Below are 23,060 nucleotides of genomic sequence, written 5' to 3'. Positions count from 1 at the left end.
TCAGCTTTGCGAGAGCAGGTACGCCAGTTCGGCGTCCCAGTCGATGCGGCCGGCCTCGGTGCCCGGTGGCACCAGAGCCTCCGTGCGCTCAAGGAATGCCCTGACGTCCTGCACGGGAACCCCGAGCAGGGCGGTGCCCGCGCGAGACCCGAGAGCGATGTACATCGCCTGGTCGCCACGACCGACGGCCGACCGGATCCGGACGTCCCCTGACCTGCGCAGCCTTCCAGGCCATCAGCCAGGAGATCACGCCCCAGGACCCATTCGACCGGCTCGTCACTGTGGGGGGAAGAAGGCCGCACGGACGACATGGGGATCAGCGGGCTCGTACCGCAGACGCATACACAGGGGCAGCGGGCAGGCCCGCGAGACGACGGGCCGAGCGGTCACCCCCTGGACGACGGTCCTGGAAGACTCCATCGGCATTCACTCCAAGGCGCCTTCTGCCTCGGCTGCGCCTCGCCGCTCGCGGCGGCGATGACGCATCGGAGGAAGGGGTGTTGCAGCAGGGCCCGGGCGCCGGGACGGCATCGGCGGACCGCGCGATTGGTGGCGTCGCGGCAGATGGGCGACGCGTGCCTGCGGCACGAGGTGGCTGTGGGCAGGCAGGTTCGAGAGGGACGGATCCTCACTCAATCGCCCGCCTGGGCGGCGGTCAGGGGACCGCTCATCGTTGATCAGCGGTCGCGTCCCTGCCGCCGACGGGCATCAGGGCGAGGGGTACGGCTACGGCCCATGGGCACGAGCAGTGCCTGTCTCACCGGTCACCGTGGTTCCGGTCGATGTGGTCCCAGCCGAGGTAGTACCGGTCGCCGTGGTTCCGGCTGTGGTGGTCCCAGTCCCGGCCCTCGTGCTCGTAGCGGTTCCAGGTGTGCCGGTGCGACCTGCCGGACTTCCATCCGCGCCCCTCGTCGTCCCAGCGGTGGCAGCGACCCTCGGCGCTGTGCCAGGACGAGTCGGTGACACGGTCGTCGTGGTGCCAGCCACGGTTCTCGTCCCAGCAATAGCCCTGCTCGATCAGGTAGCCGATGCCGTGGTCCCAACGGTAGTCGGCGGCGTCGACGCCGGCGGCCGGCCGCTGGACGTGCACGGGGGAGGTAGTCGCGGCCGAAGCGGTGCCCCCGGCACCGATGACGGCGACGCCCGCGACCGCCACGGAGGAAGCAGCGACAGCGATCCGCTTCGTGAGCTTCTTCATGATCTTTCCTTCCGATTGGCGCGATCTGCGCCAACGGCTGCTGTGCAGGCGATGTGTAGCGCCTGGCGTTGTCCGATCGAGATTTCCATACGATGTATGGAATTGCCCCTCCAGGGTAACCATACGACGTATGGAAATGTCGAAGTGGAGACGGTGACACGCGCCACAGGCTGGAGAAGAGCGTGTGGGGTCGTTCTGACGATCTGGCCGAACGTCGCACCACCACTTCGGCGAGGTGGCATCCCTGAACAGCCCTTCAACCTTCGGTGCGATACTCATCCGCGCTGATCGTCTGGGCTTGACTGCCGAGTGGATGGGCCATGCCGATGAACAACTGGGCGTTCGTCCCCGAGCACTCATCCGTCAAAAGCCTGCGGCCGTCGCCACTCAGCCGTACGAGCCCCGCCGTTCCCCGTCGGTGGGCCATTTGGTCATGTGGCGTGGGGCGTCCACGCCCGCCTGCTGGACTCCCAGGGCGGACCGGCCGGAGAAGCATCCCCGTCGCGAGATCGTCGACGCGTGGCTCGCCCACCGGCAGCGGACCTCATGAGTGTGTGGTCGAGGGTGGTGATCGGGCCACGCCAGGTGTGTTCAGCGGCTTCGGCGGGGGCCCGTCTTGTCTCCGCAAACGCTCGTGATCAGGTGGCAGTTTCCTCGCGAACGTGCTCTCCGGAAGCCCCCGACCTGCATGAATCCGTCAATGACCAAGAACCGCCCCGCCCCGGAGACGTGCTGGGCCCACAACGGCGGTTTGCGATTGTCGGAAGGCGGCGCGAGCATTTTTCTAAGGCGCAATGGCCGGGCCAAGCCGTGAATGCCGGCGCCATTGGAGGAGAGGCACGCCCTTCGCGCTGCGACACTCCAACAGACGTCACCGTGACGGCGGCGACGCAGCGAACAAGACCGGGCCCGCTCAGCCGGTGTCCTGGGGTGACGGGTAGGACTCCCGCGGTCGGCTCACCTGGCAGAGGGACCGAGCCCCCATAGCTGCATGACCGTTCGATGGTCGCCGCCGCGGGGCGAGCGGCGGAGCGGAAGGAGTCTGCCCATGCGGATCGTCGTGGACCTGAATCGCTGTCAGGGATACGCACAGTGTGTGTATCTGGCGCACGAGGTCTTCAGGTTGAACGGTCAGGAGGCGCTCACCTATGAGCCGAACCCCGATGACGAGCTGCGCCTCCAGGTCGAGCGAGCCGCTGCGGCGTGCCCGGTGCAGGCGATCGTGATCGACCGCGTGGACGGAGCGGAACGGGGCGAGACGTCATGACCTTGCGGGCAACGGTCGCGGAGCTGGTGCGCGAGTTCCGGGCCAGCGGCCGGATCGTCATCGTGGGCGCTTCTCTGGCCGGGCTGCGGGCCGCGGAGACTCTGCGCGAGGAGGGCTTCACCGGTTCCCTGACCATCATCGGGGACGAGCCCTACGAGCCGTATGACCGTCCGCCGCTGTCCAAGCAGGTGCTCAAGGGCTGGGTGCCGGCCGACCACACGAAGCTGCCCCGTATGCGGGAAGTGGATGCGGACTGGCGGCTCGGGGTGGCTGCCACCGGGCTGGACCGGGCCACCAAGCAGGTGCGCCTGGCGAACGGCGAGCTGGTCCCGTACGACCGGTTGCTGATCGCCACGGGCACCCGCGCACGACGGTGGCCCAACCCGGCCGAGGCCGCACTGCACGGGGTCCATACCATCCGCTCGCGTGACGATGCCGCGCAGCTGCAGAAGGAGCTGGCCGAGCCGCCGTCGCGAGTGTTGGTCATCGGCGCCGGGTTCATCGGCTCGGAAGTGGCGTCCGTGTGCCGGGAACTCGACATCCCGGTGACCGTCGTCGAGCGGGGCGCGGCGCCGCTGGTCGGTGCGCTCGGCGGGGTGATCGGGGAGGTCGCCGCGCAGCTGCAGCGCGATCACGGTGTGGACCTGCGCTGCGGGCTGGGCGTGTCGTCGCTGGAGGGCGACCCTGGTGGGCACGTGCGGCGTGCGCATCTGTCGGACGGATCCACTGTCGACGCCGATGTGGTGGTGGCTTCGCTGGGGTCGATCCGCAACGTGGAATGGCTGGAGGGCTCCGGGCTGGCGGCCGGTTTCTGGGGTGTCGGGTGCGACGCCGGTGGTCGGGCCTTCGACATCAACGGCGTGGTCACCGACAGCATCTACGTGGCAGGGGACGTGGCGCGCGCTCCGCATGTGCTGTACGAGTACCAGTTTCTCGCGATGGAGCACTGGGACAACGCCGTACTCGGCGCCGAGGCCGCGGCCCACAACATGGTGAACCTGGAGCCCCACTATCGCCCGCATTTGCTGCTGCCCGGCTTCTGGTCCGGTCAGTTCGGCGTGAACATCAAGTCCGTCGGGGTGCCGCCCTTCGGTGACGAGATCGTCTTCACCCAGGGGTCCGTCGAGGACCGCCGCTTCGCCGCCGCCTACGGTCGGCGGGGCCGCATCGTCGCCGCCGTCACCTTCGATCACGGCAAGTGGCTGGAGTACTACGGGAAGTTGATCGAGCAGTCCGGTCCCTTCCCGCCTCCGCCGCCAGGCTGGGACCAGCCGCCCGACATGAAGCCGATGCCGGCGGAGTTTCCGGACCCGAGGGTCCCGACGGCGATCCCCGACGTCGTCCTGACCGGCCATGCCCCGAGCGAGCGGACGGCCGAGTTCCGGCCGCGCCGTCACTGACGCGCCCGCCGCCCGCCAGGTCACGCGTGCAAGCGGACAGCACCGACAGGAAGAAGGAGGGGAGCCTCGTGGTCGAGGAAACCCCCTGGCAGCAGGCCCTGCGTTACGCCAACCGCGCCAACCCGTACCCCTTCTACGAGGAACTGCGCAAGACACCGGTGGCGCGACAGCCGGACGGAACCTATGTCGTCAGCAGCTACCGGGAGATCGTCACGCTGCTCCACGACCCCCGGGTCAGTTCGGATCCGAGAAAGTGTCCCGTCCTCGGCGCGGCCCGGACAGAGGGCTCGGGGCAGCCGGCGGCTGAGCCGATCAGGGAGGCGCTGACCGAGCCCAACATCATCACCTGCGATCCGCCCGAGCACGATCGGGACCGCCGGACGATGATGCCGCATTTCGTCGGCCCGCCTCATGCGCCTCACCTGATCTCCGACCTGGAGCCCGAGATCCGGCGCCTTGTGGACGGTCTGCTGGACGGCATGAGGGGCAAGAACAGGATCGATGCCGTCGACGACTTCGCCTATCCCCTGCCGGTGACGGTGATCTGCAAGGTTCTGGGCGTGCCGCTGGAGGACGAGCCGCGCTTCCACCACTGGATCGAGACCGCCCTGGACGCATTGGACTTCGGCCCCGAGGCCGCCTCTGAAGAGATCCGGAGTCGGCTGGCCGGGGGCCGGCAGGCCGTGCAGGACTTCGGGCAGTTCGCAGCCGAGTTGCTCGACCGGTACGCCGACCAGCCCGGCCCGGGCATGCTCTCAGCCTTGGTGAACGAGGACGGCCCGGAGGGACGGATGTCCAAGGGCGTACTCGCGAGCAACGCCCTTCTCCTGATCTTCGCGGGGCATGAGACCACGGTCAATCTCATCGCCCACAGCGTGCTCACGCTGCTGCGGCATCCGGACGCGCTGGAGGAGCTGCGCCGCCGGCCCGAGCTGATCGTGCCGGGGGTGGAGGAGCTGCTGCGCTTCGAGTCGTCGGTGCAGTTCTGGCACACCCGCTCCGCTCTGGAAGACATCGACATCGCCGGCACCACCATCCCGAAGGGTGCGCCGATCTTCCTGGCGTACGGCTCGGCGAACCGCGACCCGGAACGGTTCACCGACCCCGACGAACTCGACCTCGAACGCCGCGACAACCAGCACCTCGGATTCAGCCAGGGCATCCACTTCTGCTTCGGCGCCCCGCTCGCGCGGCTCGAGGTCCAGGTCGCGGTCGGCGAGTTCGCCCGCCGGGTGCAGAACCCGCGGCTCGTCGAGGACCCGCCGCCGTACCGGCACAACCAGATTTTCCGCGGGCCGCGGCACGTCCTTGTCGACATCGACGGCATACGCGACTGACCAGTGTGTGCGTGAGGGATCGCTATGCGGGCTTTTCAACTCGTCGGGTGGAGGCAACCGCCCGAGCTGCGCGAGGCTCCGGTGCCCGAGCCCGCAGCGGGGCAGGTCCTGGTGAAGGTCGGAGGCGCCGGTGCGTGCCACTCCGACCTGCACATCATGGAGGCACCCGGGCCACCACTCGGGCTCGCCACGGAACTGCCCTTCACGATCGGCCACGAGAACGCGGGATGGGTGGAGAGCCTGGGACCGGGCGTCACCGGGTTCACACCCGGAGACCCTGTGATCGTCTACGGTTCCTGGGGCTGTGGCATCTGCGCCAACTGCCGTCAGGGCAGGGAGAACTACTGCCAGAACCTCGGCGGTCAGGGCCCGGGCCTTGGAGGCGGTCACGACGGCGGAATGGCCGAGTACCTGCTCGTCCCCGCGCCGCGCTACCTGATTCCGCTGGGCACCCTCGACCCCCGCCAGGCCGCCCCGCTCAGCGACGCCGGACTGACCAGCTATCACGCCGTCAAACGGTCGCTGCACCTGCTGGGGCCGGGGTCGACCGCGGTCGTGATCGGGGCCGGCGGTCTGGGCCAGATGACGATTCAGATCCTGCGGGCGCTCACCACGGCGACCACCGTCGTCGCCGTGGACACCGACGCCGGCAAGCTGGAAACCGCCAGGCACATCGGAGCCGACGAAGCACTTCTCTCGGGTGACGAGGCGATCGCGCGCATCAGGGACGTCACGGGGCAGCAGGGCGCTGAGCTCGTGTTGGACATGGTCGGCATCGACCCGACTCTCCGGATGGCCGCTCAGGTGGCCAGGGTGCTCGGCCACCTGACCATCGTCGGCCTCGGCGGAGGAGCCCTGTCGGTCAACTTCACCAGCCCGCCGCACGAGTGCTCGGTCGCCTCGCCCTACTGGGGGACCCTCCCCGAACTGATGGAAGTGATCACCCTGGCACAGCAGGAAAAGATCAGGATGCTGGTCGAGCCCTTCCCGCTGGAACGCGCTGACGAGGCGTACCAGCTCCTGCACGACGGCAAGATCCAAGGACGCGCCGTCATCACCCCCCACGCACGAGTACCGACGTCAACGCAGCCAGAACGCACATGAGGCCGGCCGAGTGACGACGGACATGCACTGACGCGACAACGCTGCTCCAAGGAGGAGGCAGGTGCCATGACATCTCCCACCGAATCCCCGGGCCCCGTTCCCCCACGCGGCACCGAACCAGAAGAGAGGCTCCTGGCCGAAGGCATGGCCGCCCTGGCGAACATGGGCTGGCAGATCCTGCTCACCATGGGCCTCGCCACCATCGCCCTGGGCGTCATAGCCCTGGTCTGGCCAGGCGCGACGCTGCGCGTCGTCGGCATTCTTTTCGGCGTCTACCTACTGGTCACAGGCGTCTTCCAACTCGCTGCCGCATTCGGCACACACGTCCCACGGCACCTTCGTGTCCTGCACTTCATCACCGGCGCGGCCTCCATCCTGCTGGGACTGATCTGCTTCCGGGGCACCCTTGAGTCGATCCTGCTGCTCGCCCTGTGGATCGGATTCAGCTGGCTACTGCGCGGTACCACGGAGACGGCCGCGGCGGCCTCCGCTCCGGCCATGCCGGGGCGCGGCTGGCACGTCGCCTTCGGGATCATCGGCGCTCTGGCCGGCGTCGTGATGATCGTCATGCCGTTCGCCTCGATCGCGACCCTCACCCTGGTGGTGGGCGTCATGGCCATCATCCTGGGCCTGACCGAGGTGGTCCGCGCCATCAGGACGCGCGTCGAGATCGGCCAGCTCGCTTCGGGCACGGCCACCCAGCGGCGCCCCCTGTTCCGCGCGCGTCCGCACCCCCAGCACTGATCGGCTGGAAGCGGTGAGCGGCGTTCGGGGGTCAGTCGGTGTGGCGGCCATGAGACCGTCCGGCAAGTGAGGCGGCCCGCTGGACGGCGGCCCATCCCAGCGGTCGCCATCCGGTGGGCACGGCGCCCGGCCGGTGACGGGGAACCCATACCCGAAGTGTCCGGGGACTGATCCGGCACCGCACGGTCGTCGGCAGGGGGACGGCTTCGCCGTCCAGCCCGACGGGGGCGACCGGGGCGTCGGCGTGGATGACGATGTCGTTCATGGCTCAGCAAGTACGGGAGATCATGACACCGGATCCGGTGACGGTGCCGGAGCAGACGCCGCTCACCGAGGTAGCGCGGCTGATGCGGGAGCGCGACTTCGGCGACGTGATCGTCACCGAAGCGGACGATGTCCGCGGCCTGGTGACCGACCGCGATCTGGGTGATCCGCGCCCTCGCCGAACACCGCGACCTCGACGCAACGACCGTCGGCGAGGTGTGCAGCCACGACCTGGTCACCTGCTCCCCGCAGGACCGGATCGACGAGGCCGTACGGCTGATGCGCGAGCACGCGGTACGGCGGCTGCCGGTCATCGAGGAGGGCCATCTCATCGGTGCCCTCAGCCTCGGTGACCTGGCCGTCGAGCGCGATCCGCAGTCGGCGCTCGCCGACATCAGCGCCGCAGAACCAAACGAATAGCCTGCTTTGCCGCACCCACCGATGCCCCCGCTCCTGGGCGCGGACCCACGCGTCGAAGCCGTCCGCCGGTTCCCGAGGACCGCTGCGGACCGGCCCCGGCCGGCCGCTCCCAGCTGGGTACACGGCCCGCTTCCCGGTGCCCGCGTACGCCGACACAGGAGGTGCCTGACATGGGGGCGACGCTCTCACCGGGACGCCTGGCGGGCATCCGCGTCGGAGTGCACTGGAGCGTCCTGGTCATCTTCACCCTGATCGCCGTCGGTCTGGCGGCAGGGCGCCCCCCACGCCAACCCCGACCATGGCGGCAGGGCGCCTGCCCCACGCCAACCCCGACCGACCGGCCGGACTGTACGCAGTGGTGGGAGTGGCCGCCGCAGTCATGCTCGCTTCGGTTCCGGTCCGCCGTGCGATGACACCCGATCCCGCGACCGTCCCGGCCGCCACCACGATCAGGGAGGTCCAGACCGGCCCGCCCTGGGAATACCGGCACTCGGCCTTCCCGGTCACCCATGCCGCCGGACACCCCTGGGTCTGATCAGTGTCGACCGGGCCGGGCAGGTCCCGATGACCGAGCGCGACCGCACCACGGTCGCTGACGTGCTGGTGCCCTCGACGATCTCCCGACCGCCGACCCCGACGACCGGCTGATCGACCTGCTGCCCTCCATCGAGACGTGCCCTGCCCGCCGCGCTCTCGTCCTGGCGCAGGACCGGCAAGTGGTCAGCATGAGTCCTGAAAAACCTGGGGAAAGCTGCCCGAACGTGCGACTCGTTGTAGGCTGTGGAAACAGCCCTTGACCTGCAAAAACGCGGGCAGGGAGCCTACTTGTGGGAGTGCCCCGATGTTGCGTACCATGTTCAAGTCCAAGATCCACCGTGCCACCGTCACCCAGGCCGATCTCCACTACGTCGGTTCCGTGACCATCGACGCCGATCTCCTCGACGCCGCCGACCTGCTGCCCGGTGAGCTGGTCCACATCGTCGACATCACCAACGGTGCGCGCCTGGAGACATATGTCATCGAGGGCGAGCGCGGGTCCGGGGTCATCGGTATCAACGGGGCCGCGGCCCACCTCGTCCACCCCGGGGACCTGGTGATCATCATCAGCTACGCCCAGGTCTCCGACGCCGAGGCACGGACGCTCAGGCCGCGGGTGGTGCACGTGGACGCCGACAACCGGATCCTGGCCCTGGGCGCCGACCCGTCCGCCCCGGTGCCCGGCTCCGACCAGGAGCGCAGCCCGCAGGCCGTGGCCGCCCTGTAACCCCGTACTCCGGCCCGCTCACCCTGCTGCACACCTCGCCCGTCCACGTCCCCGTCTTCGAGGGCCCGCGCGACACGGCCCATCCGAGGCTCCGCCTGACGCATCACGTGGCCGCGGAGTTGCCGGACCGCGCCCGCGCGCGGCCCCGGCGCCGTGGCCGGCGACGTCCGGGACGTCCTGCGCGGGCGCGGTCCGCGGTGGCCCGTGGCCCGACCGGGCCCCGGGCCCTGCGCGACGGGGTGAGTGCGCGTACGGCGGCCGGGTACCCGGGGGACAAGTCCAGAGCCGACGTACGACTGGCTGGAGGACACGATGACGCATCCGTTCCCCGATCCCGCTCAGCCGGGACCACCACCCGGACCGGGACCGACCCCGGGACCGGAGCCGACCCCCGAACCGGGCCCCGCGCCGGGGCCTGAACCCGCGCCCCCAGAACCAGGGCCCACGCCCCCAGGACCGGCGCCGACACCTCCGGCACCCGGCCCCACGCCCCCGGGACCCGAGCCGGTGCCGCCAGGACCGGGCCCCGACCGTCCGCACCCCGGCCCGGGGCCGGTCCCCACCCCGGAGCCGCCCCCGTCGCCGATCCCGAAACCGCCGGGCCCGGACCCCGTTCCCGAACCCGGAGAACCGGGACCGCCCCTTTCGTAGGACGGACCGGCACGCAAAGCACGTGGCCCGGCGCGCGGGCGGAAACCCCGCGCACCGGGCCATCGCCGTATCCGGGCGTGGGCGGAGCGGTGCGCTGCCGGACCCAGGCCTCGACAGAGCGCCGCGCCACCGCGCCACCGCGCCGGCCCGGCTCGATCGAGTCCCGCTCCCGGGACCCCCAGCGGCCCGACCTCCGAGTCGACCCCTGACGACCCCTGCCCCCTACGCCTCCACCTCGGACCGGTCCCCGCCCCACAGTGTGTGGAACGACCCCGCACGGTCCGTCCGCCGATACGTGTGGGCGCCGAAGAAGTCACGCTGGCCCTGGGTCAGCGCGGCCGGCAGCCGCTCCGCGCGCAGGGCGTCGTAGTAGGCGAGGGCCGCGGAGAAGCCCGGCGTCGGCACGCCCTGGCGGGTCGCGGCCACCAGGACCTCGCGCCAGTCGTCCTGTGCCGCGGCGATCTCCTGCGCGAACGTCTCGTCCGACAGCAGGCTCGGCAGGTCGGCCCGGGCGTCGTAGGCGGCGCGGATGCGGTCCAGGAACGCGGCGCGGATGATGCAGCCGCCGCGCCAGATGGACGCCACCTTGCCGAGGTCGATGTTCCAGTGGTACTCCGCGCTGCCCGCCGCGATCTCGTGGAAGCCCTGGGTGTAGGACACGATCTTCGACGCGTACAGCGCCTGCTCCACACGGTCCGCGAACGCCGCCGCCTCGGACCCGCCGAGCGGCGACGCCTTCGGCCCGGCCAGGCCCCTCGACGCCTCGCGCAGCGCCGTGTGCCCGGACAGCGAGCGGGCGAAGACCGCCTCCGCGATACCGGACACCGGCACGCCGAGGTCCAGCGCGATCTGGACCGTCCAGCGGCCGGTGCCCTTCTGCTCCGCCTGGTCCTGGACCACGTCCACGAACGGCTTGCCCGTCGCCGCGTCCACGTGGGAAAGCACTTCCGCCGTGATCTCGATCAGGTACGAGTCCAGGCGGCCGGTGTTCCAGGTGCGGAAGATCTCCGCGATCTCGGCGGGTGAGTAGCCGGCGACGTCCCGCAGCAACTGGTACGCCTCGCCGATCAGCTGCATGTCGGCGTACTCGATGCCGTTGTGCACCATCTTCACGAAGTGCCCGGCGCCGTCCGGGCCGACATGGGTCACGCACGGCGCGCCGTCCTTGGCCTTCGCGGAGATCCTTTCCAGCATCGGGCCCAGCGACTCGTACGACTCGGCGGAGCCGCCCGGCATGATGCTCGGTCCGTGCAGCGCGCCCTCCTCGCCGCCGGAGATGCCGGTGCCGACGAAGTGGATGCCCCGCTCCCGCAGCTCCTTCTCGCGGCGGCGGGTGTCCGCGAAGTGCGCGTTGCCGCCGTCGATGATCATGTCGCCGGGCTCCAGCAGCGGCGCGAACTCCTGGATCACGGCGTCTGTCGGCCCGCCCGCCTTCACCATGATCATCAGACGCCGGGGCCGCTCCAGCGCCGCCACGAATTCCTCGGCGGACTCGGTCGCCACGAAGTCGCCCTCGTGCCCGAACTCCTTCACCAGCTCATGGGTCCGTGACACGGTGCGGTTGTGCAGGGCGACCGCATAGCCGTTGCGCGCGAAGTTACGGGCGAGATTGCGGCCCATGACCGCGAGACCCGTGACGCCGATCTGGGCTGAAGTGCTCATAACGGTTGGCTCCTAGAGGTCCTGGAATCGGCGGTGCCGGTTCGATCCGGACGACATCATCGAAAGGTGGTGCCGCTCGTGCTGGTCAGTATTGCCCGGTGACCATCCTGACGCGCCGGTACACCCGCCGCACATCCGGGATCTCATGGCGAGGAGTGGGCGAGGAGTGGGCGAGGAGAGGGCGAGGAGAGGGCGAGGAGTAGGGGAGAGGTGGTCGACAAGTAGGCACCCTTCCCCCACAGCTCCCGGGCGGCCGCCGTAACCAGGCGCGCTTCCCGGCCAGTTGACGTGACGGAGCGGCCGATTCCCCGTCTTGTCATGCCTCTTCGCGGCATTTACTTTTGCCCCTCCTGACGCATGTCGAGGGGGCTTTCCATGGCCGTACGCGGCCGGCACCGCCGGTATCAGCCGACAAGGATCAACCGCGCCTCGCTCACCGTCACGGCGGGCGGCGCCGGCATGGCACTCCCGCTCATCGGCACCGGCGTCGCGCACGCGGCCGACGTGGACACCTGGAGCAAGGTCGCCGCCTGCGAGTCCAGCGGCGACTGGGGCGTCAACACGGGCAACGGCTACTTCGGGGGACTGCAGTTCACCCAGTCCACCTGGGAGGCCTACGGAGGGACGGCGTACGCGCGGCGTGCGGATCTGGCCACCGAGGACCAGCAGATCGCCGTGGCCGAGAAGGTCCTCAAGGGGCAGGGGCCCGGCGCCTGGCCGGTGTGCTCCGTTCGCGCCGGTCTCACCCGGGCCGGATCTGGCCCCGACACGCCGACGGCCGCCCCGGCAACCGTCAAACGTTCCGTGCGCGACGTGAAACCGCAGACCACGCCCCAGTCGCAGGCGGGCACCACCGAGATGTACACCGTGGTGCACGGGGACACGCTCTCCGGCATCGCCGACTCCCACCACGTCCGGGGCGGCTGGCAGCGGCTGTACGAGGCCAACCGCACGACGGTCGGCGCGGACCCGGACCTCATCCTGCCCGGTCAGCGGCTGAACCTGCGGGCCACGACGGCCAAGGCCCCGGCGCACCCGGAGGCGGGGCCGGAGCGGACCCCCAGGACGCCCGAGCCGACTCACAAGACGCCCGAGCGGACCCACAAGTCGGCCTCCCGGAAGACGCCTTCGCACCACAGTGCCACCACGCAGTCCATGGTCGCCCCGGTGCACGCCGCGACGGGCACGCCGTACCACGCCGCGGGTTCGGAGTGGTCGAAGGGCTACCACACCGGCGTCGACTTCCCCGTGCCGACCGGCACCTCCGTGCGGGCGGTCGCGGCCGGGCGGGTGGTCGGCGCCGGCTGGGGCGGCTCCTTCGGCTACCAGGTCGTCATCCGGCACGCCGACGGCCGCTACACGCAGTACGCCCATCTGTCGGCGATCTCCGTCAGGGACGGGCAGAGCGTGGTGGCCGGCCAGCGCATCGGCCGTTCCGGTTCCACGGGCAACAGCACGGGCCCGCATCTGCACTTCGAGGTGCGGACGGGGCCCGACTTCGGCAGCGACATCGATCCGGTCGCCTATCTCCGCGCGGGCGGCGTCACCGTCTGACACCGGTCGGTCCGGTGCCGTCCGACGGAACCGGACCGGTCAGGACCCGGCCCGAGCGATCCCGCTCCAGGACGGGCGCCGGAATGAACACCCCGGTGCGCAGCGGCCCGTACGGGCAGGACGGCTCGCCGTACCCGGCGGGACCCCAGTCCTCGTACGCCTTGTCGAACATGTCCTGCTCGTCCGGAACGGTCCTCCGGGTGACGGCCTCGCCAACCGCCGTCGGTTGTCGTTCGCCGCCGATCCGCTCCGTCAGCAGGATCAGTCCACCGGCGGCGAGGACACCGCAGCCCAGGGCGAGCACGGTGCCGGTGGTGCCGTAGCGGAAGGTTTCGCCGAACAGGGTGATGCCCACCGCGGCCGCCGCCACCGGATTGACGACGGTCAGCGTGGCGAGCGGGGCCGCGAGGCCCGCACCCCGGTAGGAGGCCTGCGACAGCAGCAGACCGGCCGTCGCGAAGACACCTATCGCCGCCAGGCTCGGCAGGTCCGCGAGGGAGACCCCGCCGGTCCAGTCCACGGCGACCGTCTTGGTGAACACCGACGACATGCCGAACGCGACACCGGACGCCACCGCCAACAGCACACTGCGTACCGCCGGATGCCGGCGCGTCGCCCGTCCCGCGACCATCAGCGCCAGCACGCCGGTCGCGGTGACCAGGGCCAGCGCCATCCGCTGGGCGCCGGCGAGGGAGTGCGTGCCGGAGGCGCCGACCAGGGACAGCAGGCCCGCGAGGCCAACGGTCGCCAGCACGGCACCGCGCCAGGCGGTCGCCCCTGCCTCGCGACCCACGCACAGGGCCGCCATCGGCAGCGCGAACACGATGGTCAGCGCGCCCAGCGGCTGGACCAGGCTCAAGGGGCCGTAGGCGAGCGCCGCCACGTGCAGCAGCCCGCCGAGACCGTTCAGCACGACCGCCGCCCACCAGGCCGGCCTGCGCAGCGGCGCGTAGGACCGGCCGGGCGCGGACAGGGCCACCTGCTCCTGCACGATCGCCCCGCCCGCGTACGCGACGGCGGAGACGACCGACAGGAGCACGGACAACGCGAGGGCGCTCATCAGCGTCTCCTTCGCGGGGAACCGGCGCGGGCGGCCCGGCGCGGCGAACGGTCTTCTTCCATGGTCGACACGATGCCGTCCGAGGCTGTTCCCGTCGTCGTCCCTGAGCACCCATTGGGTCATACTGCCGATGGAGTACGAAGGCGCTTCTCTCCTCCCCAAGAGGGGTGCCGACGGTCGGAACCCCTTGGGTCGTAACCCCTGGCCCTCGCAAGCCGCTGCCCGCAGCCCGCAGCCCGGAGTTCGCAGCCCGGAGTTCGCAGCCCCAAGTGCGCTTGGTAGTACTGCCTTCGTGGACCTCGATCCCGATCTCTCCGCGCTCGGCGCCCTCGGCGGCTTCTTCGTGCTGCGCACCGGAGCGCCGGCGCGCGGTGCACCGCCCACGCTGGCGCAGGCGTACGCGTCCGGGCCGCCGGAGGGCGGCGCGGATCCGCTGGCCGTGCGCATCCGCAAGGTCGCGCGCACTCTGCGGGCCCCGGAACTCCGGGTCGCCGCCTCCCTCGCCCACCAGGGCCTGGCGGCCCGGCTCTGGTCGGTCGCGCTCGGCTGCGCCGCTCTGTACGGGCGGCTGCCCGACCTCGATCCCCGGCTGCTGCGTTGGGACCCGGAGGGCAGCATGCCCGACGATCTGTGGCTGAGCGACGTCCGCCCGCTGCCCGTCGCCTCGCTCGACACCGTCGTACGCGAGGGACACCTCGCCCCCCTCACGGCCGCTCTCGGCGCCCGACACCGCATCTCTCCGGGGCTGCTGTGGGGCAACGCGGGCTCCGCGCTCGCCGGCAGTGTCCGTACGCTCGACCGCTGGGCACGGAAGTACGGTCGTGCGGACGTGGCGGAGCGGGCCCGCTCCCTCGCCGCGGCGCTGTTCGCGCACCCCGACCTGTCCGGCACCCTGGACCCGGCCACCGGACGCCGCCGCAGCTGCTGCCTCCACTACCGGCTGCCCGCGGGCGGATTGTGCGGCGACTGTTGCTTCGACCGCCCGCCGGGGCGCGAGTGAACACAGGTGGTCTTCCGCAACGGCCGCATCTGGGTGACCATGTGGGAACCAACCGCTGAGACAGGGGGTACCGGGTGCGTGTGGGACTGCTGACCCGGGAGTACCCGCCGGACGTGTACGGCGGCGCGGGCGTCCATGTCGAGTTCCTCGCCCGGGAGTTGCGCTCCCTGGTCGACCTGGACGTGCACTGCTGGGGCGAGGGCGGCGCGGGCGGCGTCATACGCCACCGGCCGTGGACCGGTCTCGACGCGGCCAACGACGCGCTGCGTACCTTCTCCGTGGACCTGTCCATGACCGCCGCCCTGCAGGGCCGCGAGCTGGTCCACTCGCACACCTGGTACGCCAACCTCGCCGGCCACCTCGCCAAGCTGCTGTACGGCATCCCGCACGTGATGACCGCGCACTCGCTGGAGCCGCTGCGCCCCTGGAAGGCCGAGCAGCTCGGCGGCGGGTACGCGCTCTCCAGCTGGGCCGAGCGCACCGCGATCGAGGCCGCCGACGCGGTGATCGCCGTCTCCGGCGCCATGCGTGATGACATCCTCGCCTGCTACCCGGCCCTCGACCCGGCGCGGGTCCACGTCGTGCACAACGGCATCGACACCACGCTGTACCGGCCGGACCCCGGCACGGACGTACTCGCCCGCCTCGGCCTCGACCCGGAGCGCCCCTACGTCCTGTTCGTCGGGCGGATCACCCGCCAGAAGGGCGTGCCCCAGCTGCTGCGCGCCGTGCGGCACATCGACCCGGCGGCCCAGGTCGTCCTGTGCGCGGGCGCACCGGACACCCCGGAGATCGACCGCGAGTTCCGCGACCTGTTCGAGGAGCTGAGCAGGGGCCGCGAGGGCGTGCACTGGATTCCGAAGATGCTGCCGCGCCCGGAGGTGATCCAGCTCCTCACCCACGCCACCGTGTTCGTCTGCCCGTCGGTGTACGAGCCGCTCGGCATCGTCAACCTGGAGGCCATGGCGTGCGGCACCGCCGTGGTGGCCTCGCGCACCGGCGGCATACCGGAGGTCGTGGACGACGGCCGCACCGGCCTGCTGGTCGACGTGGACGACGACTTCGAGGAGCACCTCGCGCGCGCCCTCGACGCCGTCCTCGGCGACCCCGAGGGCGCGCGGCGGATGGGGGACGCCGGACGGGAGCGCGCGGCCAAGGAGTTCGGCTGGGACACGGTGGCCCGCCGCACGGTCCGCCTGTACGAGGAGGCACTCGGCAGGGAAAGTGCCCCGGACAGGGGTAGGGAATGAGCAACAGCGGCACAACCGGGCGTAGAGGGGCGGCGGCATGCGGCGCGGTGGACCTTCGGTGCTGGGAATCGTACTGGCCGGCGGGGAGGGCAAGCGGCTGATGCCGCTGACCGCCGACCGCGCGAAACCGGCCGTGACCTTCGGCGGCACATACCGCCTCGTGGATTTCGTCCTGTCGAACCTCGTCAACGGTGACATCCTGCGCATCTGTGTGCTCACGCAGTACAAGTCGCACTCGCTGGACCGGCACATCACCACCACCTGGCGGATGTCCAGCCTGCTCGGCAACTACGTCACCCCCGTGCCGGCCCAGCAGCGGCTCGGCCCGCGCTGGTACCTGGGCAGCGCGGACGCGATCCTGCAGTCGCTGAACCTGATCCACGACGAGCAGCCGGAGTACGTGGCCGTGTTCGGCGCCGACCACGTCTACCGCATGGACCCGCGGCAGATGCTCGCCCAGCACATCGAGGGCGGCGCGGGCGTGACGGTCGCGGGCATACGGGTGCCGCGCGCGGAGTCCTCGTCCTTCGGCGTGATCACGCCCGGCTCGGACGGTCAGACGGTCGAACGCTTCCTGGAGAAGCCCGCCGACCCGCCCGGTCTGCCGGACGACCCCGAGACCGTCTTCGCCTCCATGGGCAACTACATCTTCACCACCAAGGCACTGCTGGAGGCACTGCAGCGGGACGCCGAGGACCAGAACTCGGTGCACGACATGGGCGGTTCGATCCTGCCCCAGCTCACGGACCGGGGCGAGGCCCAGCTGTACGACTTCAGCAGCAACCACGTGCCCGGCGAGACCAGCCGGGACCAGGGCTACTGGCGTGACGTGGGGACCCTGGACGCGTACTACGAGGCCCACATGGACCTGATCGCGGAGCGCCCTGCCTTCAACCTCTACAACCGCAACTGGCCCATCTACACCCACTCCAACCAGCTGTCCCCGGCCCGCTTCAACTCGGGCGGCATCGCCAGCGAGTCGATCATCAGCGCCGGGTGCCTGATCCGGGGCCAGGTGACGCGGTCGGTCCTGTCCCCGGGTGTCGTGGTGGACCCGGGCGCCGTGGTCCAGGGCTCGGTCCTGCACGACAGCGTCCACGTCGGCCGGGGCGCGATCGTCCGCGGAGCGGTCCTCGACAAGAACGTGGAGGTACCCCCGGGCGCGACGATCGGCGTCAATCCGGAACGCGACGCGGCACTGTACACGGTGTCGAAGGGCGGAGTGATCGCGCTGGGGAAGGGGCAGCGGGTGCCGTAGCCGGCCGGGTCCGACCGGCTCCCTCTCAGCGGAAGGCGGAGACGTGCTCCCGGGCCCAGTCGGCGAAGGGACGGGGCGGGCGACCGAGGACGCGTTCGACGTCGGGGCTGACACGCTGTTCGGCGGGGGTCGGCTCGCCCAGGATGGACAGCGTGGTCTCGACCACGGGCTCGGGCATGAACCGCAGCATCTCCGCGCGGGCCTCGTCGCGGGTCTGCTCGACGAACCGTACGGGTTCGCCCAGTGCGTCACCGATCGCCTCCACGCGCTGCCGGGGCGTGGTCAGGGACGGCCCGGTCAACTCGTACACCCGGCCCTGGTGACCGTCCTCGGTCAGCGCCGCCGCGGCGACGCCGGCGATGTCGACCGGGTCGACGGTCGGCAGCCCGACGTCGCCGAACGGTGCCGCGACGGTTCGCCGGGTACGGACCGACTCGGCCCAGGCCCAGGCGTTGGAGTGGAAGCCGCCGGGCCGCAGGATCGCCCACTCCAGGCCCGACTCCCGTACGGCGTCCTCGATGGCGCGGGCGACGCCCCCGTGCGAGCCCGACTCCGGCCGGGTCGCGACCCCTTGCGAGGACAGCAGCACGACCCGTTCGACGCCGCCGGCCTTGGCGACGTCCAGGATGTCCCGCGGGCTCAGCAGGTGCGCACCGGGGCCGCCGTTCTGCAGGAAGAGCGTGTCGGCGCCGTCGCACACGGGCCGCAGGCTCTCCGCGTCGGTCAGGTCGGCCGTCCGCCACCGGACGCCTTCCGGCACATCGGCCCCCGAGATCCCGCGCGATGTGGCGGTCACCCGCTCACCGGCGGCCGCCAGGATCCGCGTAAGCGCCCGGCCGACGTTGCCGGTCGCACCCGTCACTACGATCATGGTCAACTCCCCGCTGTTTCAAGGTGGTTGTCGTGGTTGTCGAGACGCAGGGACGCTAACACCGCCGATATGGTAGGTACCTAGAGGAAAGTGGCTGTCCTGGAGGGATGCGCATGGCCGGCGAAGCGACCTGGGTGGCCGCCGCCGCGACCGACCCTGCTCTCGCCTGTCCGATCGCCCCGGTCGTGGACATCGTCTTCAGCCGCTGGACGACCCCGATCCTGTGGACCCTTCACACCCATGGCCGTCAGCGCTTCGTCGAACTTCAGCGGCGTATCGACAGGATCACACCGAAGGTGCTGACCCAGCGGCTGCGGCAACTCGAACGCGACGGGCTGATCGTGCGCACGTACCATCCGGAGGTTCCCCCGCGGGTCGAGTACGAGATCAGCGAACTCGGCCGCAGCCTCGCCCCGCTCTTCGCGCACCTCGCCAAATGGTCCGCCGAACACCTGGACGAGGTCGAACAGGCCCGGAGCGACTACGACACCGACCAGGCCCGGTAGCACCGCCGGGCGGCACGGCCGGGTGAACAGCCGCCGTCGGTGAAGAACCTCGGCGAGCGCATCCTCGTTCCCTATCCCGTGGAGTCGCAGCGCTTCGGCATCGAGCGGCACGAGGACCGTATGGGGAACCGCCGCACCTTCGCCCTGCCCGCGGGCCGGCACATCGGCACGGGCAGGCGGCTCCAGCTCACGAGCCGGACGCCCCGCGTCTGCCGGCTGCGCCCCAGGCGCTGATCCGCGACGTGTCCCGGAAGCCAACCCGGCCTTTTCCCCGGGAAACTGACGCCCTGCCACCTCACTGTGCTCAACGACGTCGATCCTTTCGGAGGTCTTCCCAGATGAGACGCACCCGGCGCCTGCGCCTCGCCGCCGCGAGCACGGTGGTGGCCTCGGCGCTGTGCCTCCCGCCGGCCGCCCGTGCCGCCGAGCCGCGCGACGGCGGGCTCACCGGCCTGGTGAACCCCTTCATCGGCACGCAGAACGAGGGCAACACCTTCCCCGGCGCCGCCGTGCCCTTCGGCATGGTGCAGTTCTCCCCGGACACCGGGCACAACACCGGCTACGACCACACCCAGAACCGCATCCGCGGCTTCTCCCTCGTGCACCTCTCCGGCGTCGGCTGCGCCATCGGAGGAGACCTGCCGGTGCTGCCGACGACGGGTGACGTGACCCAGACGGACTACACCAAGTACGCGGCCACGTTCCGCCACGCGAACGAGCAGGCGAGCCCCGGCTACTACAGGGTCGGCCTCGACAGCGGCATCGAGGCCGAACTGACGGCATCCGAGCGCACCGCCGTGCAGCGCTACGCCTTTCCCGCCACCGACAAGGCGAACGTGCTGCTCAACGCGGGCCAGGCGCTGCACAAGAACGTGTCGTCCAAGGTGGAGATCCTCGACGACCGCACCGTGCGCACCGAGATCACGGGCAGCGGCTTCTGCCGCTCCACCCGGCCGTACACGCTCTACACGGTCACCCGTTTCAACCGGCCGTTCACCGCGCACGGCACCTGGTACCAGGACTCGATCACCCCGGGGGCGACGAAGTCGTCGGGGCCCGGTCACAACGGCGCGTACGTCACGTTCGACACCAGGAAGAACCGCACCGTCGAGGCGACCACCGCGCTGTCGTACGTCGACGCACACGGCGCGGACGTCAACCTGGGTACCACGTACGGCCGTTCGTTCGACGCCGTGCGGGAGGCCGCCCGCCGTTCCTGGGAGGCCCGCCTCAACACCGTCCGGGTCCAGGGCGGCGACGCCACCCTCCGCACCACCTTCTACTCCTCGGTGTACCGCTCGCTCCTCGCGCCGAACATCGGCAGCGACGCCGACGGCCGCTACACCGGCTGGGACCAGAAGGTCCACCGTGCGCAGGGCTTCACGTATTACCAGAACTGGTCGCTGTGGGACACCTATCGCACCCAGTCCCAACTGCTGTCCCTGCTCGCGCCGCGCGAGGCGCGCGACATGGCGCTCTCCCTGCTCCGGATCGACGAGCAGGGCGGCTGGCTGCCCAAGTGGGGCTACGGCACGGTCGAGACGAACATCATGAGCGGCGACCCGGTCACCCCGTACCTCACCCACGCCTATCACCAGGGACTGCTCAAGGGGTACGAGGAGCGGGCCTACCGCGCGCTGAAGAAGAACGCCGACGGCGTGCCACCCGCCGACACCATGTACGTGGGCCGCGAGGCGAACCGCGAGTACATCGCGGGCGGCTTCGCGCCCTACATCAAGAAACGCCCCTACATCAAAACCGGCGACTCCGACTACCACCACGGCGGGTCGGTGACGCTGGAGTACGCGCTCGCCGACGCCATGCTCGCCCAGATGGCGCGCGACCTGGGGCACCCGGCGGACGCCGCCCGCTACGCCGCCCGGTCGCGGAACTACCGCACCATCTTCGACCCCTCGACCGGTTTCTTCCGCGCCCGGGACGCCTCCGGCGCCTTCGCCGGGCCGGCCGATCCCGCCAGGAGCGAGGGGTTCCACGAGGGCACCGCCTGGCAGTACCAGTGGCTCGTGCCGCAGGACCTGCCCGGCGTCGTCGGCCTCATCGGCGGCCGGAAGGCGGCCAACGACCGGCTCGACGCCTTCTTCGCCCACGACAAGCTGCTCCAGGACCCGGCGAGGACGGCGCGCGAGGTCTGGGTGCACGGGCCGTACGCCTACTACAACGCGGACAAGTACAACCCGCAGAACGAGACCGACCTGATCGCCCCCTACACATATCTGTCGACGGGTGAGCCCTGGAAGACCACGGACGTGGTGCACGCGGCGCTGACCCTCTTCACCGACGGGCCGACCGGGATGACCGGCAACGACGACCTCGGCACGATGTCCGCCTGGAACGTGCTGTCGTCCATCGGCCTCTTCCCCGTGCAGCCCGGCTATCCCACCTGGGGCCTGACCACCCCGGTGTTCGACCGCGTCGACCTCGTGCTCGACCGGGCGTACTACCCGCACGGCACGCTGACCATCACCGCACCGGGTACATCGCAGAGCGACCGGTACATCCAGAGCGTGCGCATCGATGGAACGACGTACGAACGCACGTACATCACGACGGACGCGTTGCGCCGTCTGGGCACGCTGGAATTCACGGTCGGCGCGCGGCCGTCCGGGTGGGGTACGGCGCCGGAGGCCGCGCCGCCCCCGCTGAAATGACCTCTTCCGCCACACGAGTCCCGCCTCTCTCGGCGAGGCGGGACTTAATCCGCTGTTAACTGTACGTAGCCTGATCGTACTTGACCGTAATCGTCTGTCGGAGGTTGACTCGTGCTTCCCTCATCGTCGACGCGAGGCAAGCCATTGACTTCTGACCTGCTCGCACCACTCGACCTGGCGTTCTGGAACATCGAGTCCGCCCGGCATCCCATGCACCTCGGTGCCCTCGGCGTGTTCTCCTGCCACTCGCCGACCGCCGGCGCCCATGCCGCGGACCTGCTCGCGGCCCGCGCCGCCGCGGTGCCGGGACTGCGCATGCGGATCCGCGACGTCTGGCTGCCGGACGTACGCCTGCCCCGCGATCTCGCCGCCGCGCGCCTCCCGCTGGCCCTGGGCGGCGCCACCCGGGAACCCGACCCGGACTTCGACCCCCTGCGCCATGTGCGGTTGCACGCGCCCACCGCCGACTTCCACGCCGAGGCCGGGCGGCTCATGGAACGCGCGCTGGTGCGCGGCCGGCCGCCGTGGGAGGCACATGTGCTGCCGGGGGAGGACGGCACCTCCTTCGCCGTGCTGTTCAAGTTCCACCACGCGCTCGCCGACGGACTGCGCGCACTGACCCTCGCGGCCGCCGTCATGGACCCGATGGACATGCCGGAGCCTCGACCGCGCCCGCCGGAGCCCGCCCGGGGGCTCCTGCCCGACGTGCGCAGACTCCCGGGGATGCTGCGCGGCACGCTCGCCGACGTGGGGCGTGCCCTGGACATCGGTGCCTCCGTCGCCCTGTCCACCCTCGGCATGCGCTCCTCCTCCGCGCTCACCTCCGAGCCCAGCGGCACCCGCCGCACGGCCGGTGTCGTCATCGACCTCGACGATGTGCACCGAGTGCGCAAGTCGGCGGGCGGCACCGTCAACGACGTACTGATCGCCGTCGTCGCGGGCGCCCTGCGGCGCTGGCTGGACGAGCGCGGCGACGGCAGCGCGGGCGTCGAGCCGCGGGCGCTGATCCCGGTGTCCAAGCGCCGGCCGCGCACCGCGCACCCACAGGGCAACCGGCTCTCCGGCTACCTGATACGGCTTCCGGTCGGTGACCCGGACCCGCTGGAGCGGCTGCGGACGGTGCGTACGGCCATGGACCGCAACAAGGACGCCGGGCCGAACCGGGGTGCGGGCGCCGTCGCGCTGCTCGCCGACCACGTGCCGGCGCTGGGGCACCGGTTGGGCGGGCCGCTGGTCAGCCAGGCCGCGCGGCTCTGGTTCGACATCCTGGTCACCAGCGTGCCGCTGCCCAGCCTCGGCCTGAAGCTCGGCGGCAACCCGCTCGCCGAGGTCTTCCCGCTGGCCCCCCTGGCCCGTGGACAGTCCCTGGCCGTGGCGATCTCGACGTACCGCGGCCGTGTCCACTACGGGCTCGTCGCGGACGGCCGGGCGGTACCGGACCTGGAACGCCTGGCCAGGGCGGTCCCGGAGGAGGTGGAGACGCTGCTGGCGGCGTGCCGCATCTGAACGGGCGGACGTGTGCCCCGGCACCCGAGCGGTGCCGGGGCACACGTCACCACCCGGTGGCGAGGTTGCAGGCCG

The 23,060-nt window shown here is 70.9% G+C and carries 19 protein-coding genes and 2 pseudogenes; 16 read left to right on the top strand and 5 right to left on the bottom strand.

The window, feature by feature from the left end; genetic code table 11:
- Both ACFYZJ_RS07270 and ACFYZJ_RS07265 read right to left on the bottom strand, forming a co-directional pair.
- Positions 1-222, bottom strand: coding sequence for an SsgA family sporulation/cell division regulator (locus ACFYZJ_RS07270; protein WP_388564531.1), 222 nt, complete (start codon positions 220-222; stop codon positions 1-3).
- 535 nt (positions 223-757) lie between these two features.
- A complete protein-coding gene (locus ACFYZJ_RS07265; RefSeq protein WP_388563802.1) occupies positions 758-1,198 on the bottom strand; it encodes a hypothetical protein in 441 nt (146 codons plus the stop codon).
- Positions 1,199-2,246: 1,048 nt separating this feature from the next.
- Between ACFYZJ_RS07265 and ACFYZJ_RS07260 the strand changes: the two genes are divergently transcribed.
- The 8 genes and pseudogenes from ACFYZJ_RS07260 to panD all read left to right on the top strand — a co-directional run bounded on the left by ACFYZJ_RS07260 (position 2,247) and on the right by panD (position 8,998).
- Positions 2,247-2,465: a ferredoxin gene (locus tag ACFYZJ_RS07260; RefSeq protein WP_388563800.1), complete on the top strand. Its 219-nt coding sequence runs from the start codon at positions 2,247-2,249 to the stop codon at positions 2,463-2,465.
- Positions 2,462-3,865, top strand: a complete 1,404-nt coding sequence (locus ACFYZJ_RS07255) for an NAD(P)/FAD-dependent oxidoreductase (protein ID WP_388563798.1) — start codon at positions 2,462-2,464, stop codon at positions 3,863-3,865. The genes ACFYZJ_RS07260 and ACFYZJ_RS07255 overlap by 4 nt, the downstream gene beginning before the upstream one ends.
- A 68-nt stretch (positions 3,866-3,933) precedes the next feature.
- Positions 3,934-5,202 carry a cytochrome P450 gene (locus ACFYZJ_RS07250; RefSeq protein ID WP_388563796.1) on the top strand — a complete coding sequence of 423 codons (1,269 nt, stop codon included), beginning with the start codon at positions 3,934-3,936 and terminating at the stop codon, positions 5,200-5,202.
- A gap of 24 nt (positions 5,203-5,226) precedes the next feature.
- On the top strand, positions 5,227-6,306 hold the full coding sequence (locus tag ACFYZJ_RS07245; RefSeq protein WP_388563794.1) for an NAD(P)-dependent alcohol dehydrogenase: 1,080 nt from the start codon (positions 5,227-5,229) through the stop codon (positions 6,304-6,306).
- Between the two features lie 66 nt (positions 6,307-6,372).
- Positions 6,373-7,050 carry an HdeD family acid-resistance protein gene (locus ACFYZJ_RS07240; protein ID WP_388563792.1) on the top strand — a complete coding sequence of 226 codons (678 nt, stop codon included), beginning with the start codon at positions 6,373-6,375 and terminating at the stop codon, positions 7,048-7,050.
- A gap of 263 nt (positions 7,051-7,313) precedes the next feature.
- Positions 7,314-7,734 (top strand): annotated as a pseudogene (locus ACFYZJ_RS07235) (CBS domain-containing protein).
- A gap of 298 nt (positions 7,735-8,032) precedes the next feature.
- Positions 8,033-8,269 carry a hypothetical protein gene (locus ACFYZJ_RS07230; RefSeq protein WP_388563790.1) on the top strand — a complete coding sequence of 79 codons (237 nt, stop codon included), beginning with the start codon at positions 8,033-8,035 and terminating at the stop codon, positions 8,267-8,269.
- 306 nt (positions 8,270-8,575) lie between these two features.
- The gene (gene panD / locus ACFYZJ_RS07225; protein WP_388563788.1) at positions 8,576-8,998 is read left to right on the top strand and encodes an aspartate 1-decarboxylase; all 423 of its coding nucleotides are present in this window, start codon (positions 8,576-8,578) and stop codon (positions 8,996-8,998) included.
- Positions 8,999-9,871: 873 nt separating this feature from the next.
- Here the strand turns inward: panD and gndA are convergent.
- Positions 9,872-11,311, bottom strand: a complete 1,440-nt coding sequence (gene gndA / locus ACFYZJ_RS07220; RefSeq protein ID WP_388563786.1) for an NADP-dependent phosphogluconate dehydrogenase — start codon at positions 11,309-11,311, stop codon at positions 9,872-9,874.
- A 375-nt stretch (positions 11,312-11,686) separates the two neighbouring features.
- On the opposite strand from gndA, the gene ACFYZJ_RS07215 reads away from it, so the two are divergent.
- Positions 11,687-12,865: a peptidoglycan DD-metalloendopeptidase family protein gene (locus tag ACFYZJ_RS07215; protein ID WP_388563784.1), complete on the top strand. Its 1,179-nt coding sequence runs from the start codon at positions 11,687-11,689 to the stop codon at positions 12,863-12,865.
- Here the strand turns inward: ACFYZJ_RS07215 and ACFYZJ_RS07210 are convergent.
- Positions 12,855-13,925: a DMT family transporter gene (locus ACFYZJ_RS07210; RefSeq protein WP_388563782.1), complete on the bottom strand. Its 1,071-nt coding sequence runs from the start codon at positions 13,923-13,925 to the stop codon at positions 12,855-12,857. The genes ACFYZJ_RS07215 and ACFYZJ_RS07210 overlap by 11 nt on opposite strands.
- 292 nt (positions 13,926-14,217) lie before the next feature.
- Between ACFYZJ_RS07210 and ACFYZJ_RS07205 the strand changes: the two genes are divergently transcribed.
- From ACFYZJ_RS07205 to glgC, 3 genes are all read left to right on the top strand, one after another.
- The gene (locus ACFYZJ_RS07205; protein WP_388563780.1) at positions 14,218-14,925 is read left to right on the top strand and encodes a (2Fe-2S)-binding protein; all 708 of its coding nucleotides are present in this window, start codon (positions 14,218-14,220) and stop codon (positions 14,923-14,925) included.
- 74 nt (positions 14,926-14,999) lie between these two features.
- Positions 15,000-16,175, top strand: a complete 1,176-nt coding sequence (glgA, locus tag ACFYZJ_RS07200) for a glycogen synthase (protein ID WP_388563778.1) — start codon at positions 15,000-15,002, stop codon at positions 16,173-16,175.
- A gap of 37 nt (positions 16,176-16,212) precedes the next feature.
- Positions 16,213-17,433: a glucose-1-phosphate adenylyltransferase gene (gene glgC / locus ACFYZJ_RS07195; protein ID WP_388563776.1), complete on the top strand. Its 1,221-nt coding sequence runs from the start codon at positions 16,213-16,215 to the stop codon at positions 17,431-17,433.
- Positions 17,434-17,458: 25 nt separating this feature from the next.
- On the opposite strand, the gene ACFYZJ_RS07190 is transcribed toward glgC, so the two are convergent.
- Positions 17,459-18,304 (bottom strand): NAD(P)H-binding protein, encoded by an 846-nt coding sequence (locus ACFYZJ_RS07190; RefSeq protein ID WP_388563774.1) that lies wholly within the window; start codon positions 18,302-18,304, stop codon positions 17,459-17,461.
- A gap of 107 nt (positions 18,305-18,411) precedes the next feature.
- Here ACFYZJ_RS07190 and ACFYZJ_RS07185 point away from each other — a divergent pair, with 107 nt between their 5' ends.
- From ACFYZJ_RS07185 to ACFYZJ_RS07170, 4 genes and pseudogenes are all read left to right on the top strand, one after another.
- Complete coding sequence (locus ACFYZJ_RS07185; protein WP_388563772.1) at positions 18,412-18,810, top strand: winged helix-turn-helix transcriptional regulator; 399 nt, start codon at positions 18,412-18,414, stop codon at positions 18,808-18,810.
- Between the two features lie 9 nt (positions 18,811-18,819).
- Positions 18,820-18,999: pseudogene (locus ACFYZJ_RS07180) on the top strand (hypothetical protein); the annotation flags it as partial.
- 149 nt (positions 19,000-19,148) lie between these two features.
- Positions 19,149-21,479 carry a GH92 family glycosyl hydrolase gene (locus tag ACFYZJ_RS07175; RefSeq protein WP_388563770.1) on the top strand — a complete coding sequence of 777 codons (2,331 nt, stop codon included), beginning with the start codon at positions 19,149-19,151 and terminating at the stop codon, positions 21,477-21,479.
- 144 nt (positions 21,480-21,623) lie between these two features.
- Positions 21,624-22,985: a wax ester/triacylglycerol synthase family O-acyltransferase gene (locus ACFYZJ_RS07170; protein WP_388563768.1), complete on the top strand. Its 1,362-nt coding sequence runs from the start codon at positions 21,624-21,626 to the stop codon at positions 22,983-22,985.
- Positions 22,986-23,060 lie beyond the last annotated feature (75 nt).

The sequence above is a fragment of the Streptomyces sp. NPDC001848 genome (assembly GCF_042891915.1).
In the GTDB taxonomy this organism is placed as follows: domain Bacteria; phylum Actinomycetota; class Actinomycetes; order Streptomycetales; family Streptomycetaceae; genus Streptomyces.
This window is presented reverse-complemented; position numbering and strand designations above follow the sequence as displayed.

What these genes read in the sequence shown, in the direction of transcription:
- ACFYZJ_RS07230 (WP_388563790.1), top strand. Translation starts at nt 8,033, where the DNA reads ATGGCGGCAGGGCGCCTGCCCCACGCCAACCCCGACCGACCGGCCGGA.
- ACFYZJ_RS07245 (WP_388563794.1), top strand. Translation starts at nt 5,227, where the DNA reads ATGCGGGCTTTTCAACTCGTCGGGTGGAGGCAACCGCCCGAGCTGCGC.
- ACFYZJ_RS07260 (WP_388563800.1), top strand. Translation starts at nt 2,247, where the DNA reads ATGCGGATCGTCGTGGACCTGAATCGCTGTCAGGGATACGCACAGTGT.
- ACFYZJ_RS07240 (WP_388563792.1), top strand. Translation starts at nt 6,373, where the DNA reads ATGACATCTCCCACCGAATCCCCGGGCCCCGTTCCCCCACGCGGCACC.
- ACFYZJ_RS07255 (WP_388563798.1), top strand. Translation starts at nt 2,462, where the DNA reads ATGACCTTGCGGGCAACGGTCGCGGAGCTGGTGCGCGAGTTCCGGGCC.
- ACFYZJ_RS07265 (WP_388563802.1), bottom strand. Translation starts at nt 1,198, where the DNA reads ATGAAGAAGCTCACGAAGCGGATCGCTGTCGCTGCTTCCTCCGTGGCG.
- ACFYZJ_RS07190 (WP_388563774.1), bottom strand. Translation starts at nt 18,304, where the DNA reads ATGATCGTAGTGACGGGTGCGACCGGCAACGTCGGCCGGGCGCTTACG.
- ACFYZJ_RS07175 (WP_388563770.1), top strand. Translation starts at nt 19,149, where the DNA reads ATGAGACGCACCCGGCGCCTGCGCCTCGCCGCCGCGAGCACGGTGGTG.
- ACFYZJ_RS07210 (WP_388563782.1), bottom strand. Translation starts at nt 13,925, where the DNA reads ATGAGCGCCCTCGCGTTGTCCGTGCTCCTGTCGGTCGTCTCCGCCGTC.
- gndA (WP_388563786.1), bottom strand. Translation starts at nt 11,311, where the DNA reads ATGAGCACTTCAGCCCAGATCGGCGTCACGGGTCTCGCGGTCATGGGC.
- panD (WP_388563788.1), top strand. Translation starts at nt 8,576, where the DNA reads ATGTTGCGTACCATGTTCAAGTCCAAGATCCACCGTGCCACCGTCACC.
- ACFYZJ_RS07215 (WP_388563784.1), top strand. Translation starts at nt 11,687, where the DNA reads ATGGCCGTACGCGGCCGGCACCGCCGGTATCAGCCGACAAGGATCAAC.
- glgC (WP_388563776.1), top strand. Translation starts at nt 16,213, where the DNA reads ATGCGGCGCGGTGGACCTTCGGTGCTGGGAATCGTACTGGCCGGCGGG.
- ACFYZJ_RS07185 (WP_388563772.1), top strand. Translation starts at nt 18,412, where the DNA reads ATGCGCATGGCCGGCGAAGCGACCTGGGTGGCCGCCGCCGCGACCGAC.